Genomic DNA, 19293 nt, shown 5'->3' with positions numbered 1-19293 from the left:
GATGACGACGACCCCGCATCACCTCTCCGATCGCTACCAGCTGGGCGAGACGCTCGGCTTCGGCGGCATGTCCGAGGTTCACTTCGCCCGCGACCTGCTGCTGAACCGGGACGTGGCCATCAAGGTGTTGCGCGCAGACCTCGCCCGGGACCCCAGCTTCTACTTGCGGTTCCGCCGCGAGGCGCAGAACGCCGCGAAGCTCAACCACCCGACGATCGTCCAGGTCTTCGACACCGGCGAGGCGCAGACCGACGACGGCCCGCTGCCCTTCATCGTCATGGAATACGTCGAGGGCGAGACGCTGCGCGACATCCTGCGCGCCGACGGCCCGCTGAGCGAGCGCCAGGCGCTGACCTGGATGGCCGACGTCGCCGCGGCGATGGACTTCTCGCACCGCGCCCACATCGTGCACCGCGACATGAAACCGGCGAACGTCATGATCGACCGCACCGGCGCGGTGAAGGTGATGGACTTCGGCATCGCGCGCGCGATGAACGACACCGGCGCGACGATGACGCAGACCTCGGCCGTCATGGGCACCGCCCAGTACCTCTCCCCGGAGCAGGCCCGCGGCCTCAAGGTGGATCCGCGCAGCGACATCTACTCGATGGGCTGCGTGTTGTTCGAGCTCCTCACGGGCGAACCGCCGTTCACCGGTGACTCACCGGTCGCCGTCGCCCACCAGCACGTGCACGAAGACCCGCCGCTGCCGTCGGATCTGCGCAGCGACATCTCGCCGGCGCTCGACTCGGTCATCCTGAAGGCGATCAGCAAGAATCCGGAGAACCGGTACCAGACGGCGGCCGAGCTGCGCGCCGACATGATCCGCGTGCTCTCGGGTCAGCGCCCGTCGGCACCGATGATCATGTCCGCGGCGGAGCGCACCGATCTGATCGACACCGGTTCACGCGCCCGGGTCCGGCCGACGCCGGGCGGGCGGCACGACCCCGCCGCCGCTCCCGAGGCCGACGAGCAGTCGGTGTTCCGGCAGCGCCGGATGCGGGCGCTGGCCGCGCTCGTCGCCGTCATCGCTCTCGTCGGCGGACTGCTGTACTGGGGATTCTCCTCCGGTTCGGAACCGCAGCACGCCGTGCCGAAGGTCGCGGGGCAGTCGGAACAGGACGCCAAGAAATCCCTCTCGGATGCGGGTTTCAAGGTGAAGACCATGCAGGAATCCAGTCTCGAGGTCCCGGCGGGCAACGCGACGCGGTCGACGCCGGGCAGCGGGGTGCTCACCGCCGAGGGCTCCGAGGTGACGCTGTACATCTCCACCGGGCCGCAGCGGCAGAAGATGCCCGACGTCAAAGGCAAATCCAAGGCCGACGCGATCAAGATGCTCAAGTCGCTCGGCTTCACGGTCATCAAGACCGACAAGACCGATTCCCCGCGCGACCTGATCGACAAGGCGGTGAGCACGACGCCGCCGGTCAACGCCGACACCGAGGTCAACTCGGTGATCGTCGTCCACATCGGCCAGGGGCCCAAGAAGGTGACGATCCCCGAGCTGGTCGGCGAGACCGAGGACCAGGCGCGGGCGATCCTCAAGCAACTGGGCGTCCAGATGACCGTCGTTCCCGGCGACTCCGAGATGCCGCGCGGCGAGGTCGTCATGACCTCGCCCGACGCCGGCAGCACGATCACCGACGATCAGACCGTCACGGTCACGGTGTCGCGCGGGAACATGTTCGTCGTGCCCGACCTGGTCGGGAAGACACCGGCCCAGGCACGCGCCGCGCTGGCCTCCGCTGGCTGGCGGGTCTCGACGTTGACCCAGTCGACGCGCTCGCTGCCGCTCGGGCATCCGGACAACGGGCGCATCGTCGCGCAGGATCCGCCGGCCGGATCGGCCATCCGCAAAGACGACGGCGTCAGCATCGTCGTCGGCGAGAGCCGCCTGATCGGCTGAGCAAGGCTTAGCCCGGCCCGCGCGGATCAGCGCACGCCAGCGAGCACGTCAGCCGAGCGCCGCGGCGAGTTGCTGCTCGAGGCGGTCGACGAGCGCGTCATCGACGTCGAAGCCGCACACCGCGAGCCAATTGGCCAACATCCGGTGCCCGCCCTGCGTCAGCACGCTCTCCGGGTGGAACTGCACCCCGTGGATCGGCAGGTCCCGATGAACCATCGCCATGACGATGCCGTTCTCGGTGCGCCCGGTCACCTCCAGCTCCTCCGGGATCGTCTCGGGGAGCACCGTCAGCGAGTGGTAGCGCGTCGCGGTGAACGGGTCGGGCAGCCCGCGGAGCACGCCCCGCCCGTCGTGGTGGACCAACGACGTCTTGCCGTGCAGCAGCTCCGGGGCACGGTCCACGGTTCCGCCGAAGACGGCGCCGATCGCCTGATGTCCCAGGCACACGCCCAGCAGCGGGGTGCGGGTTTCCCGCGCGGCCCGCACGACGTCCATCGTCGCCCCGGCCCGCTCCGGCGTCCCGGGGCCGGGACTCAGCAGCACACCGTCGTAGCCGGAGATGATCTCGGTCAGCGGTGCGGCGCTCAGGGCGGGATCGTCGTTGCGCCAGACGTCGACCGCCACGCCCAGCTGGCCCAGGTACTGGACCAAGTTGTAGACGAAGCTGTCGTAGTTGTCGATGACGAGGATCCTGGGGCTTTCCTGACTCACATGGACAGGCTACTGCGCCGTCATGGGATAATCGCCACATGCCCAAGTCAAAAGTCCGCAAGAAGACTGACTACACGATCTCCACGGCGAACCGTACTCCGGTCAAGGTCAAGGCCGGTCCGTCCGGTTGGTTGTACCTCACCGTCATGTTCGGCCTCATGCTGCTCGGCCTGATCTGGCTGATCGTCTTCTACCTCGCCGCGCAGACCGGTCTGTACAGCAAGGACGGCCAGATCCTGAAGTGGATGGCCGACCTCGGCTCGTGGAATTTCCTCATCGGCTTCGCATTCATGGTCGTCGGGTTGCTGATGACCATGAAATGGCGCTGACCTGCGCTGATCAGACCTCCAGGAGTTATCCCCACTGTGGAAATTACATGTGTGTAATTTATCCCCACTGTGCGTAACCCCTGTGGATAACTAGGAGAAGCCGATGAATGCGTCCTGGTCGACACCGCTGGCATTCGCCTATGCACTGCTCTTCGGCGCGCTGGTCCTGCTGGTCGGGGCATTCGCCGCCGGCCTCGACCCGATCGGTCTGATCCTGGTCGTGATCGCTGTCTCCGGCCTGGTGTTCTTCGGGGTCGCGGCCCTGCGCCTGCGCCCGCGCCTCGCCATCGGCGACAACCTGCTGACGGTGCGCACGATGTCCGGGCAGCGTTCCTACACCCGCGACGAGGTCTATCGGATCCGGGTGCTGGAGATGCGCCACATCGGGCGGCGCTCCAGCCAGCTCGAACTGGACCTGGTGAGCACCTCGACCGTCGACGACCCGGCGACCGAGGCACCCGGCGACCGTCGTGGCGACACCGCCGCCGGCCTGCCGCCGGAGGGGTCGCGGCTCATCGTGTTCGGCCGTTGGGACTTGGGCGCCGATCCGCGGGCGGTGGCACAGACCCTCGCCGACGCCGGGTTTCCCGTCGAACTATCCGGATAGCTCCGGATAGCAAACGACCCGGGGTTTCCCCCCGGGCCGTCAGTCGACTCGTCTCAGTAGCAGTAGCGCCATTCCCAGCGACCCGTGCTGCTGTTGTAGCAACGGGCCTTGCCGCGTGCTTGGCGTCCCGGCTGTTCCGGCCCGCAGGAATCGCAGCGATCGGCGACGAAGCGGCGACCACGCCGCACGGGGAGGTAGAACATGCCGCTTCTCCTAGTTGGTCGGTGGCCCCCGCAAAGGCCACGGCTCTTCAAGACTCGAATCTAGGCGATCATGTTTGACGACCGCTGGTCGCTACCTGCGAGAACGCTGGGAGTCGCGCCCGGCTAGAGTCCGCGGGCCGACGGCAACACGACGCCGAGCGCGATCGCCACCGCGAGGACCGCGCACAGCCCGATCCACCCCCAAGTCGTCGCACGGCGGCGCAGCTCGGGTGTGGGCATGCCGCCGGCCAACCTCATCACCGCCTGGGGCGCGTACAGCGCCACCACTGTCGCGATGATCCCGAAGACCAGTCCGCCGAGATGGCCGACGAGGGAGATGCCCGGCACGGAGAACGAGAAGACCAGGTTGATGGCGATGATCGCCACGACCTGACCGGGGGGCGCCTTGAGCTTGAGGACGATCACCAGCATCGCCCCCATGAGCCCGTAGATCGCGCCGGAGGCCCCGGCGGTTCCCTGGGAGGCCGAGGTCACCGCGACGACCGCGGCGCTTCCGCCGAACAACGAGGCGAGGTAGATCAACAGGAACCGGCCCGGCCCGAGGATCGGTTCGATCAACCGCCCGAGGATGAACAACGAGATCATGTTCACCGCGATGTGCGTCACCGAAAGATGCAGGAAACCCGAGGTCAGCAGCCGCCAATACTCACCGTCGGCGACGAGGCCGGGGCGCAGGATCGAGTTCTCGAATACCGGCGAGTCGATCGAATCGTAGAAGTTGCCGGTGCCCGCCTGCGCGTAGCAGACCGCGTAGACCGCGACGTTGACCGCGATCAGGGCGTAAGTGACCAGCGGCCGGGCCCGCACGGTGGCGGTGCCCGGCCCGGTCGTCGGGACGGTGATCGCTAGTCCTTCAGCTCGATGGACTCGATGACGACCTCGTCGACGGGGCGGTCACCCGGCCCGGTCGCCGTCGTCGCGATCGCGTCGACGACCTTGCGCGACTGGTCGTCGGCGACCTCACCGAAAATGGTGTGGCGACGGTTGAGATGCGGGGTCGGTCCGACGGTGATGAAGAACTGCGAGCCATTGGTGCCCGGTCCGGCGTTGGCCATCGCCAGCAGGTAGGGCTTGTCGAAGACGAGTTCGGGGTGGAATTCGTCCTCGAACTTGTAGCCGGGGCCGCCACGACCGGTGCCGGTCGGGTCGCCGCCCTGGATCATGAAGCCGTCGATGACGCGGTGGAAGACCGAGCCGTCGTAGAACGGTCCCGAATCACCACCGGCGGCGTTCGCGGTGCTGTACTCCTTCGAGCCGTCGGCTAGGCCCGTGAAGTTCGCCACGGTCTTCGGCGCGTGGTTGGGGAACAGGGTCACGGCGATGTCGCCGCGATTGGTGTGGATGATCGCTGTATTCGTCACTGCTCTATCCAACCACCTTCGGTTTCGTCTCGGGAGTACGGCACGCGATGCGTCCGGGCGTTTGGCCAGGACGGCGCGGTTTTGGCAGGCTGTAACCCATGGGTCTCAAATCTCTCGTCACCGCGGCGCTAGCGGCACTGGCGCTGGCCGTCGCCGCGGCCGCGGTACGCCGACGGCTCGGCTCCGGATCGGTCCCTCCCATTGCCGACGCGCCGCCCCGCGTCTCCGACTTCTCGCACTGACACGACGTCACCGGGTAGTTTTGGCCACATGAGTTCACACGAGCGCAGGGACGATTCATCGGGCAGCAGTCCGTTGGATCGACGACCCGCGCCGCCCGCTCGACCCGCGACCTCCGCCTCGGGCGGGGCCTCGACGCCACCGTCCACCCGTGGCCGGTCCTGGTCGCCTCCCGCCGCCGGTCCGCCGATCCCGGCTCCACCGGCCAATCCGACGCCCAAACCCGGCAACGCCGGGGCAGACGCGGGCAAGCAGCCGCGCCGCCGTCGACCCCCCGCCGGCACCTCCGACCCGTCCGCCGCCGCGACCCAGGTGGCCAACGCCCCGGGGAAGCGCAACCCGTCGGCTCCGGCCGCTCCCGGAGCCGTCCCCCCGCCTCTGGCCGCCAGCTCGAGCCCCGCGCCGGGGAATCGTCCGGGACCGGCCCCCGGCCAGGCGACGACCGTCATCCCCACCACCCATCCGACGGCGAAGCCGACCGGCCCGGCGCGGAGCGGAACCCCCTCCGGCTCGGGCCCCGGTTTCACGCCTCCGGCCCCGCCGGCCGGACGGCCACCCACGCCGAGTCTGGCCAAGGCGAACCAAGCCTGGTCGGCCGCCGAGGGGGGTTCGACGACGAGCGCCGCACCGCCCGCACCCTCTCCGAGCAACCCGTACACCCGGCCCAAGAACAAGCCGGCCGAGCCGACCTCCGACTCCGCCGGCCGCGCGTCGACCCAATCCGGGGCCAAGGCCGCGACCGGCCCGCGGGTCGTCGAGCACGACGAAGCACCGGTCAACAAGAACGCGATGCCCGCGCTGCTCTGTTCGTTCTTCGGGATCAGCGCCCCGGTGGGCATCTACCTGGGCCGTAAGGCGCGTCGCGAGATCGCGGCCACCGGGCAGAGCGGCGATCCCTATGCCGTCGCCGCCCTCTTCATCGGCTGGGCCTACATCACGGCCTTCGCGCTGGGGCTGACCACCTATCTGATCTTCCTGCTCGGCGGGAGCTGAGCCCAGCCACGCCGATCCTCGCCGCGAGGCACAGGGTCTCGGCCGCTCAGCGTCTCGGCACTGGATACCGGTAACGGGCCAGGTAGCCGTCGAGGCTCGAGTTCGAGGTCCCGGTCGTCGGCTCTCCCGCGGCGGCCGGTGACAGCGGCAGGTCCAACCGCCCCGACGTGACGGTGACGCGTGCTCCGTTCGGCGGGCTCGGATAGTCCCAGCGACCCCGGTTGGAATCGGTGACGCGGATCGCGAGTCGGTGACCGGCGCGCAACAACCAGTCGGTCGCGTACAGCTGGAAAGTCGTCCGATCGGCGCTCAGCATCGCGACGTTCTGGGTGATCAGGGTCGCCTCCCCCGCGGGACCGACGTCGTAGAGGTCGACGGCCACCGGGGTCCGCCTGGTGATCGGGCTCGAGTTCGGGTTGGACACCCGCGTGGACAGGGTGACCTCCGGGGCGCCGCTGATGCGGGTCGGCGCGGATTCGGCGGGCAGCAGGGTCCAGACCCCGTTGCCGGCTTCATCCAGCGTCGGCTGCCAATTGTCCGACGCGGCCGCGATGCCGTCGATCTGGGTGGCGATCCAGCGACCGCCCTGCTTGATCTTCACCGCCACCTGTTGGGCGTTGTGCCGGTAGACGCCCGGCTTGAGCGGGATCGACCGCGTCGACGCGTGCAGCGGCCAGTGCGGTTGGGCGCGCCAGGCCGCGGTGTTGTCCTGGATCAGGAATCCGCTCGGCGCGGTGCCCTTGCCCAGCAGGTAGTGGTCGTAGAAGGCGGCGACCTGATCCAGGTAGTCGCGCCGACCCATCGAGGACCGGTTGCCGACCGCCCCCATCAAGGTCGACGCATCGGTATCCGTGCCGCGCACGTGGTCCCACATGCCGAGCCACCCGGTGACCCGACCGCCCGCATTCTGCAGCAGCTGTGTGAGGCCGTCGGCAGCCGTGTTCTGGTCGATGAATCCCTGCGAGAGGAAGATCGGCACCGGGGTGTTCTTCAACGGCGCCAGGATGGATCGGCCGCGCCAGTAGCGGTCGTTCGACATCGGGTTCTGCTGCGCGGCGAAGGCCGCCGGGATGCACATCGGGTTGATGAGGTTGACCGCCGAGCGCTGCATATAGTCGCGCCACTGTCGGTCCCCGGCATTCGGCGGACGGGGGCTGATCGAGGTATAGACCAGCGAGAGCGGCGTGCCGAGGCGGGTGGTGCGGGGGACGCCGTTGGAGTACAGGTAGCGGTACCAGTCGTAGACCGGTTCCTGGGCTACCACCGCCGCCAGGCCGGGGATTCGCTCGCCGGCGGCCATCAGTCCGGTGACGCCGTCATAGGACTTCCCGTACAGACCGATCTTTCCCGACGACCAGCTCCGCGTCGCCGCCCACCGCACGACCGCCCGCAGGTCGCCCCGGTCTACCGCCCCGCTAGTATCCGGGCATCCGTCGCTGGCACCGTATCCGCGCAGGTCGACCGAGATGATCGCGTATCCGCGCTCCAACATCCGCGAGCCGTAGACGAAGTCGTTGTAGCGATCCGCCGGGATGCGGACCGGGACGCCGGCCGCGTTGGTCTCCACATGCTGGAAGTAGGGGCCGATCATCATGACCGTCGGAATCCGGCCCTGGCGCTTGCGCGGCAGCAGGATGTCGGCATACAGGTTGGCCCCGCCGACGCCGGGGATGTAGGCGCCATACCAGGTGCCCCCCGGTACCTTGCCCATCCGGATGAATTGGCTGTCCGCGCGGGCCTGGGGCGCGCCCGCGAATCCCAGGCAGAGGATTGCCGCGACGATCATCGCGACGACGCCCCACGGCGACGTTCGACGGCGCCGTGGCCAGCGGGCAAACATGACCTTCAGGGTATCGGACGGAGTTGTGAGTCAGTCCTTCTGGTGGAGCCTAGGAGATTCGAACTCCTGACATCCGCCTTGCAAAGGCGGCGCTCTACCAACTGAGCTAAGGCCCCGGTAGCCAACGACGGGACTTCTCTCGCCGGGCAGGTACGGGTAGTGGGCCTAGGAGGACTTGAACCTCCGACCTCTTCGTTATCAGCGAAGCGCTCTAACCGCCTGAGCTATAGGCCCGTGAACCGAGAGCAGACATTACCGTATGTGCAGCTACCGGCACAAAACTGCTGGTCGCGCCCAAGCGGCGCGACTCAGTCGAGGTCGGCGAGGGTGACCTCGATGCCGCCGATGAAGTCGGCACAGAGGTTGTAGATGAATGCTCCGACGCTGGCCAGGGCGGTCAGGATGATCGCGTCGACGACCCCGATCAGGAACGCCCAGCCGAACACTGTTCCCGCTCCGAGCGCATCGGTCGATCCGCCGCCGTCGGTGGTGAACGTGCCCACCGACGAGTTGACCTGCGACCAGACACCCATCCCTTCCAGGACGAGGTAGAGCACGGCGACGGCGATCATCCAGATGAAGAAGCCGACCACCGCCAGGACCGCGGAGATCTTGAGCGTCGACCACGGGTCGATGCGACGGACCTGAACCGTCGCGCGCAGCGCACGACTCCCCCCGGTCGCCGCCCCAACCTGGGTGGGCGCCGAACGCAGAGCATTCGCCGACTGCACGTGGATCTCGTCGAGATCGGGCAGATCCTTCGCCTTGATCGCGGCGCGGCCGATGTCGCGGGTCGGCGACTCGACGAAGCGTTTGCTATCGGCCGCCGACTCCGCGGCCGCATCGTCCAGCTTCGGTGCGGCCGTCCCGGTGATCAGCGGTTTCTTGGCCTTGCCCGTCGTCTTCGCGGGCGCCTTCGAAGCAGTCGACTTCGCCGCGGGGATCCGCGACGGGGCTGCCTTGGCCCCCGCCGATTTCGCGGCGGGAGGCTTGGCCCCGGCCGCCTTGGCCGCCGTCTTCGCCGCGGACTGTTTGGCCGACGCGGGCTCGGCACCGGCGGATGCACCGCCGGCAGCCGCCTTACCGGTGTCGGCCGCTAACTCGTCGGCGAGCTGCCACGGCGGTTTGACCCCGGGTTTGTCGGTCCCGGCATTCGCGCCGGCAGCCGAATCCACCGTGTTCGACACGGCGTCGCCCGCAGTCGGCTTCGCGGCAGCGGCCGTGCCGGACTGTTTATCCGCGGATTGATCCTCAGAAGGCTGGTCAGACGTGGTTTTCGGCTCGTCAGTCACGTGTGGATTCCTATGCTTCTAGCGTTAGTCCGTCGAATCCTCGTCGGGCTCATCAGCGTTTCGGGCGATCGCCAACAGCGTAGTGCCTTCGTCGAGGTTCATCAGACGAACTCCCTTCGTCTGACGCCCGGCGCGTCGCACCTGCTTGGCCAGGGTGCGGATGACGCCGCCGGCCGAGGTGATCGCGTAGAGCTCGCTTTCGTCGGTGACGCGCAGCGCCCCGATCAGGTCGCCGCGCCGCTTGTCGTGCTGAATCGTCAGCACACCCTTGCCGCCGCGACCCTGCACCGGGTACTCCGACATCACCGTCCGCTTGGCATAACCACCCGACGTCGCGCAGAGCAGGTAGTCGTTCTCGTCGACGACGACCATCGAGAGCAACTCGTCGCCCTCGTTGAACCGCATGCCCTGCACACCCGAGGTCTGTCGGCCCATCGGGCGCAGCGCCTCGTCGGTGGCGGAGAACCGGATCGACTGGCCGTGCGCCGAGACCAGCAGCAGGTCGTCCTCGGCACTACACAGGCGCGCGGCGACCAACTCGTCCTCGCCGCGCAGATTGATCGCGGCGATGCCGCCGGAGCGGTTGGAGTCGAAGTCTTCGAGCTTGGACTTCTTCACCAGGCCGTTGCGGGTGGCCAGCACCAGGTACGGCGCATCCTGGTAGCCCTTGATCTGGATGACCTGCGCGATCCGCTCCTCCGGCTGGAAGGCCAGCAGGTTCGCGACGTGTTGGCCGCGCGCGGTGCGGGCGGCCTCGGGCAGCTCGTAGGCCTTCGCCCGGTAGACGCGGCCCTTCGTGGTGAAGAACAGGATCCAGTCGTGGGTCGAGCAGACGAAGAAGTGCGCGACGATGTCGTCCTGCTTGAGGCCGGCGCCCTGCACGCCCTTCCCGCCGCGGCGCTGGCTGCGGTACAGGTCGGTCTTGGTGCGCTTGGCGTAGCCGGTCTCGGTGATCGTGACGACGACGTCCTCGCGGGCGATGAGGTCCTCGTCGGCCACATCCCCTTCTGCCGCAATGATTTTCGTGCGACGCTCGTCGCCGTACTTGTCGACGATCTCGGTAAGTTCGTCACGCACGATCGCGCGCTGGCGCTCCGGCTTGGCGAGGATGTCCTGGAGGTCGGCGATGACCCGCTCGATCTCGGCGAGCTCGTCGACGATCTTCTGGCGCTCCAGCGCGGAGAGCCGGCGCAGCTGCATCGCGAGAATCGCGTCGGCCTGAATCTCGTCGATGTCGAGCAGTTCCATCAACCCGGTGCGGGCCGCCTCGGTGTTGGCCGACGCACGGATCAACGCGATGACCTCGTCGAGCGCGTCGAGCGCCTTGACCAGGCCGCGCAGGATGTGGGCGCGCTCCTCGGCCTTGCGCAACCGGTACCGGGTGCGGCGCACGATGACGTCGATCTGGTGGGCGACGTAGAAGCGGATCATCTGGTCCAGGCGCAGCGTGCGCGGCACCCCGTCGACGATCGAGAGCATGTTCGCGCCGAAGCTGGTCTGCAGCTGGCTGTGCTTGTACAGGTTGTTCAGCACGACCTTCGCCACGCCGTCGCGGCGCAGCGTCACGACGATCCGCATGCCGACGCGGTCCGACGACTGGTCCTCGATGCGGCTGATGCCCTTGAGCTTGCCCTCGTTGACCTGCTCGGCGATCGACTGGATCAGGTTGTCCGGGTTCACCTGGTACGGGAGCTCGGTGATGACCAGGGTGGTGACGCCCTTGCTGTTCTCCTCGATGTCCACCACACCGCGCATGCGGATCGACCCGCGCCCGGTGGTGTACGCGTCGCGGATTCCCTGGCCGCCGACGATGAGTCCGGCGGTCGGGAAGTCGGGGCCCTTGACCGCCTCCATGCAGGCGGTGAGCATCTCCTCGTCGCCGGCCTCCGGATGCTCGAGCGCCCAGAACACCGCGTTGGCCACTTCGTTCAGGTTGTGCGGCGGGATATTGGTCGCCATGCCGACGGCGATACCGCCGGACCCGTTGATCAGCAGGTTCGGGATGCGCGCCGGCAGAACCGTCGGCTCCTCGGTCTTGCCGTCGTAGTTGGGGACGAAGTCGACGGTCTCCTCGTCGATGTCGCGCAGCATCTCCATCGCCAACGGCGTGAGGCGGGCCTCGGTGTAACGCATGGCGGCGGGGCCGTCGTTGCCGCGCGAGCCGAAGTTGCCCTGGCCGTCGATCAGCGGATAGCGCATCGACCACGGCTGGGCCAGGCGCACCAACGCGTCGTAGATCGCGGTGTCACCGTGCGGGTGGTAGTTGCCCATCGTCTCGGCGACCGGTTTGGCCGACTTCACGTACGGGCGGTCGGGGCGGTAGCCGGCGTCGTTGGTCGCGTAGAGCAGTCGGCGGTGCACCGGCTTGAGGCCGTCGCGGACCTCCGGCAGCGCACGACCGACGATGACGCTCATCGCGTAGTCGATGTAGCTGTTCTGCATCTCCTGCTGGATGTCGACAGGAAGGATGCGGTCGTGCCCGTCGTCGTCGACGGGGGGCAGCGTGGTGTCGGTCATCGGGTCCTCTTCGGTTCGGGCAACGACCGCTGGTCGTCACCGAAAAGCGTTGTGGAGCAAGGCAATTCGATCGGTCTGTGATCAGACATCGAGGAACCGCACGTCCTTGGCGTTGCGGGCGATGAACCCGCGGCGGGCCGCGACGTCCTCACCCATGAGGATGGAGAAGAGCTCGTCGGCAGCGGCGGCGTCGTCGAGGGTGACCTGCTTGAGCACGCGGATCGACGGATCCATCGTGGTCTCCCACAGCTCGCTGGCGTTCATCTCGCCGAGGCCCTTGTACCGCTGGATGCCGTCGTCGGTGTTGATCTTCTTGCCGGCGGCGCGGCCGTCCTCGAGGAGCCGGTCGCGGTCGCGGTCGGTGTAGGCGTACTCCGGCTCGGCGCCCTTCTGCCACTTCAACTTGTAGAGCGGCGGCTGCGCCAGGTAGACGTGGCCGTTCTCGATGAGCGGTCGCATGAACCGGAACAGCAGGGTGAGCAGCAGCGTCGCGATGTGCTGGCCGTCGACGTCGGCGTCGGCCATCAGCACGATCTTGTGGTAGCGCAGCTTGGCCAGGTCGAATTCGTCGTGGATGCCGGTGCCGAACGCGGTGATGATCGACTGCACCTCGGCGTTCTTGAGGACGCGGTCGATGCGGGCCTTCTCGACGTTGATGATCTTGCCGCGGATCGGCAGGATCGCCTGGTACATCGAGTCGCGCCCGGACTTGGCCGAACCGCCGGCCGAGTCGCCCTCGACGATGTAAACCTCGCACTTGGTGGGGTCGTTGCTGCGGCAGTCGGCGAGCTTGCCGGGCAGGCCGCCGATGTCGGTGGCGGTCTTGCGACGCACCAGCTCGCGCGCCTTGCGCGCGGCGATACGGGCCTGCGCCGAGTCGACCGCCTTGCGGATGATGGTCTTCGCCTCGGCCGGGTTCGCCTCGAACCAGTGCCCGAGGTGTTCGTTGCAGGCCTTCTGCACGAAGCTCTTGACCTCGGTGTTGCCGAGCTTGGTCTTCGTCTGCCCCTCGAATTGCGGATCGGCGACCTTCACCGAGATGACGGCGGCGAGGCCCTCGCGGATGTCGTCGCCGGTGAGCTTGCCGTCCTTCTCCTTGATGAGCTTCTTCTCGGTCGCATACTTGTTGACCGTGGAGGTCAGCGCGGCGCGGAAGCCCTCTTCGTGGGTACCGCCCTCGTGGGTGTTGATCGTGTTGGCAAAGGTGTGGACCGACTCGGCGTAGCCGCTGTTCCACTGCATCGCGATCTCGACCTCGTGGCCCTCGCCCTTCGCGGCGAACCCGATGACCGAGGAGTGGATCGGCGTCTTCGTGCGGTTGAGGTGCTTGATGTAGTCGACGAGACCGTCCGGGTAGTGATAGGTCCGGGTCCGCACGACCGCGGCCTGCGCCTTCTTCTCCTCGTCGGACTTGACCGTCTCGGCCTGATCCGTGCCGTCGCCGTCCAACTCCGCTTCGGCGATCGCCTCGTCGTCGGAGATCCGGTTGTCGGTCAAGGTGATGGTGAGGCCCTTGTTGAGGAAGGCCATCTCCTGCAGGCGGCGCGCGATGGTCTCCGCGCTGAACGTCGTGGTCTCGAAGATGTCGCTGTCCGGCCAGAACCGAACCGTGGTGCCGGTCCGCTTGGAGTCGGCACCCTTGACCAGGGGTTCGGGCTCGGCGTGCAGGTAGGTCTGCGTCCACACGTTGCCGTCGCGCTCGATCTCCAGCTCGACCTTCGTCGAAAGGGCGTTGACGACGGAGATGCCGACGCCGTGCAGACCACCCGAGACCGCGTAGGAATCGGAGTCGAACTTTCCGCCGGCGTGCAGCTGGGTCATGATGACCTCGACGGCGGGCACCCCGGTCGCGTGCATCGACACCGGCATGCCGCGACCGTCGTCGACGACCTCGACGCCGCCGTCGGCGAGCAGGGTGACGTCGACGCGGGTCGCGTGCCCGGCCATCGCCTCGTCGACGGAGTTGTCGACGACCTCCCAGATCAGGTGGTGCAGACCGCGCTCACCGGTGGACCCGATGTACATGCCGGGCCGCTTGCGGACGGCTTCGAGTCCCTCGAGGATGCTGATCGAGTCGGCGCCGTATTCGCCACTCTTGTTCGCCGACTTCTTCTTTTCAGCCACGCGCCTGCACCGCTCCCTTTGTCACTGCCGAGGTAAATTTCGTCTCGTGGGCGTCTCAGCCCCCGTCAGCCCTACTTCGGGCACTGTGACCATCCTACTGGGTCACTCACACTAGAGCGGGGATGGCTGGCCGCTAGACGGCTCTCAGATCGATTTTTTCGACGTTCTGGTGGCCGGATCGTCCAAAACTACGGAACCGCGGCGCTGGACCGGCCCCTAGCCGTATGTGTCGCGGGGCCCGCGGCCGGGTACGTGCCGCGGCCCTTTGCGCCACGACGGTGCCTGCGGACCGAAGATTTTGAGCTGGGTGACGACGCCGTCGCCGACCGCCGCGGCGATCTTCGCGAGGATCTGGCTTTGCACGTACCGCAGCTGGGTCGCCCACGCCGTCGACTCGGCCGCCACGTAGAGAATGGTGCCGTCGAGACGGTCGGGCCGGGCGTGCGCCGAGATGTCGTCCCCCACGATCGCATCCCAGGTGTTCATCACCGTCGCCGCACCGACCCGCGCCTGCCATCCGGGCGCTTGAGCCAGCCGGCCGACGAGGGAACCCAACGCTTGCGGATCGCGCTGGTCGGGACCGGCCGACGACCAGCGCCGTCGCGACCGGTTGGTCCCACCGGCGCCGAGATTCCGTTTTCCCAGGGGCGTGCGCCGTTGCTTCGACTTCGCGCGCGCCTCCTCGAGGGCCTTGCGTGCCAACTCGTACCCGGACAGCGGGGGCTCGGCTTCGCCGGAACCGGCCGCGGCTGCTGCGCGGTCGTAGGTTTCGCCCGGTTCACTCATCGTCGTCCAGTTTATCGTCGCCGACGACGAGTGACCGTCGAGAAACAGCGGTGTCCGCCGCGTCATCCTCGTCCTGTTTCATCTCGACGGTGAGCCGACGACCTCTCACTCCGGGCGGGAGGTCCTCGGGAACTGCCGCGGTGACGAGCAGTTGTTCGGCCCCGGCGGTGTACCCGACGAGATGTTCCCGGCGACGCGAGTCGAGCTCGGCGAAGACGTCGTCGAGCATGATGACCGGTTCGACGCCGTCGGCCCGGGCCAATTCGACGGTGGCCAAGCGCAACGCCAACGCGAGCGACCAGGATTCGCCGTGGCTGGCGTAACCCTTGGCCGGCTGGTCGCCGAGGCGGATGTCCAGGTCGTCGCGATGCGGTCCGACTAGGCAGACTCCGCGATCGATCTCTTTGTCGCGGGCCGCCGCAAGTGCTTCGAGCAGCACCTGCTCGATGTCGGCAACCGGTCGCGGCGCGCCGTCGGCCTCGGCGACCTCGGGTCCGACGGCCGCGCGGTAGGCCAACGACGCCGGTCGCGAATGCGGGGCGATCGCAGCATAGGCCTGCGCGAAATGTGGTCCGACGGCTCTCGTCACAGCCAGCCGGTTCGCGGTGACCTGTGCGCCGAATCCCGCGAGCTGTGCATCCCAGACGTCGAGGGTGCTGATGACGGATTCGGCGTGGTCGCCGCCGCGGCGCAGCGCGGCGCCGGCCGTTTTCAACAGCGCGGCGCGTTGGCGCAGCACCCGGTCGTAGTCGGCCTTCGCGGCGACTGCCCCCGGGCCGAGACCGGTGATCACCTCGTCGAGAAATCGGCGCCGGTCGTTCGGCTCGCCCCGGACCAGGAGCAGATCCTCCGGCGCGAACATCACCGAGCGCAGCACGCCGATGACTTCGCGATGACGTTTCACCGGACGGGTGTTCAGCGAAACCCGATTGGCCCCGACCCGATTGACGGTGAGTTCCATCGAGAGTTCTCGGCCGTCGTTGTGGACGGTGGTGGCGATCCGAGCAGAATCCGCCCCGTCGGCGACCAATGCCGCATCCGAGCTGACGCGGTGCGAGCGGAGGTTCGTCGCGAAGTACAGCGCCTCCAAGACATTGGTCTTGCCGAATCCGTTGCGGCCCACCAAGATCGCCGGTTCGGCGGCGAACTCGAGATCGAGTTCGCGCCAGGACCGGAAGTCTCGCAGCGCGAGCTCGCGGACGAACAACCGATCAGCCGGGCAGGCGGACCGGCATCAGCAGGTAGCTGAACACCGAATCCGGAGCGAGGTAGGCCCCGCTCTCGTCGGCGACCGGCTCGTCACCGGTGGCCGGGCGCAACACCGCGGGACGGCTGGGCGTGGTGAACCCGAAGTCGACCGTGGGCACACCGATCGCGTTGAGGCCGTCAGCCAGGTATCCCGGATTGAAGGCAATGGTGAGCGGCTCGCCGTGGAACACCACGGGCAGCTCCTCCTCGGCCTTGCCGGCCTCGTCGCCGCCGGCGGTGAGCAGCACCGAGCCCTCGGTGAACTCCATGCGGACCTGGGCGCCCCGATCGGCCACGAGCGCCACGCGCTTGATCGCGTCGAGCAGCGGCGCGCTCTCGATGGTGGCCACCGCGGTGTGGCTGGCCGGTAGGAGTTGGCGGAACTTGGGGAACTCGGCGTCGAGCAACCGGGTGGTGGTTTGCTTTCCACCGCCCAGAATCCCGAAGATGCCGTCCTCGCCGATCGCCGTACCGCTGCCGAAGGCCAGTGCGATCTCGGTTTCCGCCTCACCGCCGGCGGTCTTCGCGGCATCGGCAAGAGTCTTCGCCGGCACCAGGACCGCGCCGGAGGCCGAGGCGTCCTCCGGCTGCCATTCGAGTTCGCGGACGGCCAGCCGGAATCGGTCGGTGGCCGCGAGAACCACGGTCTTGCCGTCGATCTCGATGCGCACGCCGGTGAGCATGGGCAGGGTGTCGTCGCGACCGGCCGCGACGGCGACCTGCGAGATGGCCTCGGCGAAGATCGTCGACGGGACCGTTCCGGTGGTCGCCGGGATGGTCGGCATCTCCGGATAGTCCTCGACCGGCATGGTCGGGAGGGAGAATTTCGCGCTGCCGCAGGTGATCGAGACCCGTGATCCGTCGAGCCCGACGTCGACGGGTTTGGCCGGCAACGCCTTGGTGATATCGGCGAGAAGGCGACCGGACACCAGCACGCGGCCCGATTCGGCGACCTCGGCCGCGATGGATTCCTGGGCGGAGACCTCGTAATCGAACCCGGAGACGGTCAGTCCGTTGTCATCGGCGGTCAGAACGACACAACCGAGGACCGGGACCGGAGGGCGGGCCGGCAGGCTGCGGGCAACCCAGGCCACTGACTCCGCGAACTCGTCGCGTGACGCACGAAACTTCATGGTGGTCACTGTAAAGCGTTGACGGCGGCCTTGGCGGGTGGGGTAGCAAAAGATCCTCGACGGGAGCGGGGCTGCTGACCGGATGGGTCGCTGTTGTCCACATCGCTGCTATTCAAAGAAATCTCTTTAAAGAGATTAGAAGTGATAGTAGGCATGGTGGATTCTGTGGGAAACTCAGAAACCACGAGGTCAATAGGTATTTTTGGTTGTGGATCAGTTGTGGGTAACTCTGGGGGATATCGATCGGCATGTGGACGGCGGGAAAGTTGTTCATCGGTTGTCCACCGGATGTCCACACCCGCTACGGGGTTATCGGACGCGCGTCCACAGGGTTGGGCAGGGACGCGAGCCGCGGTTCGGTCGCTCGGCGGCAGAGGGGGAAACCCTGCGGGAGTCGTTGAGGGTTTGGCGGATTCGCCTTCTTCGACGCCGTGACGCATCTCGGATCGAGTGGTGTGGCGAGTCGTTCAGGAGGGGTTCGGTCGGCGGCGGATGCGCGCCGTGAGCTCCTGGACGTGGTTCCAGATCTCCCGGTTCGCGGCCATATCCTTGCGGACCTTGCGGTCGGCGTTCATCACCGTCGTGTGATCGCGGTTGAACTCGTCGCCGATCTTGGGCAGCGACAGATCGGTCAGTTCGCGGCACAGATACATGGCGATATGTCGCGGGGTGATGATCTCGGCCTTGCGGGACGGGCCCTTGAGCTGTTCGACCGTGACGTCGAAGTAGTCGGCGGACACCGCCATGATCCGGGCCGCGCTGACCTCCACGGCGCCGGTCTCCGGCAGGAGGTTGCGGAGCACCGCCTCGGCGAGGGACCGGTTGAGTTCTTCTTTGGTGAGCGAGGCGAAGGCGGTGACGCGGATCAGTGCGCCCTCCAGCTCGCGGATGTTGCGCTCGATATGCGAGGCGATCAAGACCAACACGTCGTCGGGGACGTCGAGCTTGTCCATCTGCGCCTTCTTGCGAAGGATCGCGACGCGGGTCTCGAGGTCGGGCGGCTGGACGTCGGTGATGAGGCCGCCTTCGAAGCGGGTGCGCAGGCGGTCCTCCAGGGTGGCCAGCTGATGCGGCGGCCGGTCCGACGAGATGATGATCTGCTTATTCGCGTTGTGGAGCGTGTTGAAGGTGTGGAAGAACTCTTCCTGCGTTCCTTCTCGTCCGATCAAGAACTGGATGTCGTCGACGAGGAGGATGTCGATCTCGTCACGGTAGCGCTGCTGGAACTGGACGCGGCGGTCGTCGCGCAGCGAGTTGATGAAGTCGTTGGTGAACTCTTCGGTCGAGACGTACTTCACGCGCATCTCCGGGAAGAGGCGTTGTGCGTAGTGGCCGGCCGAGTGCAACAGGTGGGTCTTGCCGAGGCCGGACTCCCCCCAGATGAACAGGGGGTTGTAGGCGCGGGCGGGTGCCTCGGCGACGGCGACGGCCGAGGCGTGGGCAAACCGGTTGGACGCACCGATGACGAAGGTGTCGAAGGTGTAGCGGGGATTGAGCTTCCCCGACGTGGGGGCGGACGACTGGCCACCCGGGCTGAAGGAGTTGGACCAGTCGTCCTCGCCGTCGCGGCCGTCGAAGTGGCGCAGCCGCGACTTCCAGGTGTCGTCGTTTCCGTCCTCGGACACCGCGGTCTCGGGTTCGGTCCCGTCGGATTCGCTCACGTCCGGTTGGGTGCCATCGGGTTCGGCCCCGTCGGCGGCGACGGGAATCGGTTGGATGCGGACACCTAGGTCGACGGACTGGCCGAGCAGTCGGGACAGGGACCCGCAGATGACGTCGCGCAGATCGCGTTCGATGTGTTCTTGGACGAGGCGGTTGGGGACCGAGAGCAGCGCGAACCCTTCGGTGAGGGTCAGCGGTTGCACGAGTGAGAGCCAGGCTTTTTGCTGTCGGCTCAGCGGCGGGTTGACGCGGGTGTCGTCGGTCAGTTCGTCCAGGACGCCCATCCACACGTCGGAAAACGAGTCCCCGGCGACTGTCAT

General features: G+C 67.5%; 17 protein-coding genes and 2 tRNA genes. 5 read left to right on the top strand and 14 right to left on the bottom strand.

The annotated features are described in order from the left end of the window. The first annotated feature begins 1 nt into the window (after position 1). On the top strand, positions 2-1906 hold the full coding sequence (gene pknB / locus HUN08_RS00095) for a Stk1 family PASTA domain-containing Ser/Thr kinase (RefSeq protein ID WP_124246115.1): 1905 nt from the start codon (positions 2-4) through the stop codon (positions 1904-1906). A gap of 48 nt (positions 1907-1954) precedes the next feature. Here the strand turns inward: pknB and HUN08_RS00090 are convergent, their stop codons facing one another. After that, complete coding sequence (locus tag HUN08_RS00090) at positions 1955-2617, bottom strand: aminodeoxychorismate/anthranilate synthase component II (RefSeq protein WP_124246116.1); 663 nt, start codon at positions 2615-2617, stop codon at positions 1955-1957. A gap of 38 nt (positions 2618-2655) precedes the next feature. Here HUN08_RS00090 and crgA point away from each other — a divergent pair, with 38 nt between their 5' ends. Both crgA and HUN08_RS00080 read left to right on the top strand, forming a co-directional pair. Further along, on the top strand, positions 2656-2946 hold the full coding sequence (gene crgA / locus HUN08_RS00085; protein ID WP_124246117.1) for a cell division protein CrgA: 291 nt from the start codon (positions 2656-2658) through the stop codon (positions 2944-2946). Between the two features lie 103 nt (positions 2947-3049). After that, complete coding sequence (locus tag HUN08_RS00080) at positions 3050-3553, top strand: PH domain-containing protein (protein WP_301546806.1); 504 nt, start codon at positions 3050-3052, stop codon at positions 3551-3553. A gap of 53 nt (positions 3554-3606) precedes the next feature. Here HUN08_RS00080 and HUN08_RS00075 read toward each other — a convergent pair whose 3' ends face one another. The 3 genes from HUN08_RS00075 to HUN08_RS00065 all read right to left on the bottom strand — a co-directional run bounded on the left by HUN08_RS00075 (position 3607) and on the right by HUN08_RS00065 (position 5138). Then, the gene (locus HUN08_RS00075; protein ID WP_165353376.1) at positions 3607-3756 is read right to left on the bottom strand and encodes a hypothetical protein; all 150 of its coding nucleotides are present in this window, start codon (positions 3754-3756) and stop codon (positions 3607-3609) included. A 123-nt stretch (positions 3757-3879) separates the two neighbouring features. Then, positions 3880-4584, bottom strand: a complete 705-nt coding sequence (locus tag HUN08_RS00070; RefSeq protein WP_301546805.1) for a rhomboid family intramembrane serine protease — start codon at positions 4582-4584, stop codon at positions 3880-3882. A 38-nt stretch (positions 4585-4622) separates the two neighbouring features. After that, a complete protein-coding gene (locus HUN08_RS00065) occupies positions 4623-5138 on the bottom strand; it encodes a peptidylprolyl isomerase (protein ID WP_301546804.1) in 516 nt (171 codons plus the stop codon). Between the two features lie 98 nt (positions 5139-5236). Between HUN08_RS00065 and HUN08_RS00060 the strand changes: the two genes are divergently transcribed. Beyond that, the gene (locus tag HUN08_RS00060; protein ID WP_165353377.1) at positions 5237-5380 is read left to right on the top strand and encodes a hypothetical protein; all 144 of its coding nucleotides are present in this window, start codon (positions 5237-5239) and stop codon (positions 5378-5380) included. Between the two features lie 28 nt (positions 5381-5408). Then, complete coding sequence (locus tag HUN08_RS00055) at positions 5409-6371, top strand: DUF4190 domain-containing protein (protein WP_124246120.1); 963 nt, start codon at positions 5409-5411, stop codon at positions 6369-6371. Positions 6372-6417: 46 nt separating this feature from the next. Here the strand turns inward: HUN08_RS00055 and HUN08_RS00050 are convergent, their stop codons facing one another. The 10 genes from HUN08_RS00050 to dnaA form a co-directional block, all read right to left on the bottom strand. Beyond that, a complete protein-coding gene (locus tag HUN08_RS00050; RefSeq protein WP_301546803.1) occupies positions 6418-8211 on the bottom strand; it encodes a CocE/NonD family hydrolase in 1794 nt (597 codons plus the stop codon). Positions 8212-8251: 40 nt separating this feature from the next. After that, positions 8252-8327, bottom strand: a tRNA-Ala gene (locus HUN08_RS00045). Between the two features lie 44 nt (positions 8328-8371). Further along, positions 8372-8445, bottom strand: a tRNA-Ile gene (locus HUN08_RS00040). 74 nt (positions 8446-8519) lie between these two features. Beyond that, positions 8520-9503: a DUF3566 domain-containing protein gene (locus HUN08_RS00035; RefSeq protein WP_301546802.1), complete on the bottom strand. Its 984-nt coding sequence runs from the start codon at positions 9501-9503 to the stop codon at positions 8520-8522. A 24-nt stretch (positions 9504-9527) separates the two neighbouring features. Continuing rightward, complete coding sequence (gene gyrA, locus HUN08_RS00030) at positions 9528-12020, bottom strand: DNA gyrase subunit A (protein ID WP_124246121.1); 2493 nt, start codon at positions 12018-12020, stop codon at positions 9528-9530. 81 nt (positions 12021-12101) lie between these two features. Beyond that, on the bottom strand, positions 12102-14144 hold the full coding sequence (gene gyrB / locus HUN08_RS00025) for a DNA topoisomerase (ATP-hydrolyzing) subunit B (protein WP_124246122.1): 2043 nt from the start codon (positions 14142-14144) through the stop codon (positions 12102-12104). 216 nt (positions 14145-14360) lie between these two features. After that, positions 14361-14930: a DciA family protein gene (locus tag HUN08_RS00020; RefSeq protein ID WP_124246123.1), complete on the bottom strand. Its 570-nt coding sequence runs from the start codon at positions 14928-14930 to the stop codon at positions 14361-14363. Next, complete coding sequence (gene recF / locus HUN08_RS00015; RefSeq protein ID WP_124246124.1) at positions 14923-16137, bottom strand: DNA replication/repair protein RecF; 1215 nt, start codon at positions 16135-16137, stop codon at positions 14923-14925. The genes HUN08_RS00020 and recF overlap by 8 nt, the downstream gene beginning before the upstream one ends. A 4-nt stretch (positions 16138-16141) precedes the next feature. Then, positions 16142-17311 (bottom strand): DNA polymerase III subunit beta, encoded by a 1170-nt coding sequence (gene dnaN, locus HUN08_RS00010; protein WP_124246125.1) that lies wholly within the window; start codon positions 17309-17311, stop codon positions 16142-16144. 467 nt (positions 17312-17778) lie between these two features. Next, on the bottom strand, positions 17779-19293 hold the full coding sequence (dnaA, locus tag HUN08_RS00005) for a chromosomal replication initiator protein DnaA (RefSeq protein WP_124246126.1): 1515 nt from the start codon (positions 19291-19293) through the stop codon (positions 17779-17781).

The organism is Gordonia sp. X0973, from assembly GCF_013348785.1.
Classification (GTDB): Bacteria; Actinomycetota; Actinomycetes; order Mycobacteriales; family Mycobacteriaceae; genus Gordonia.
The sequence above is the reverse complement of the archived record's forward strand: the minus strand, read 5'-3'. Positions and strand labels throughout refer to the sequence as shown.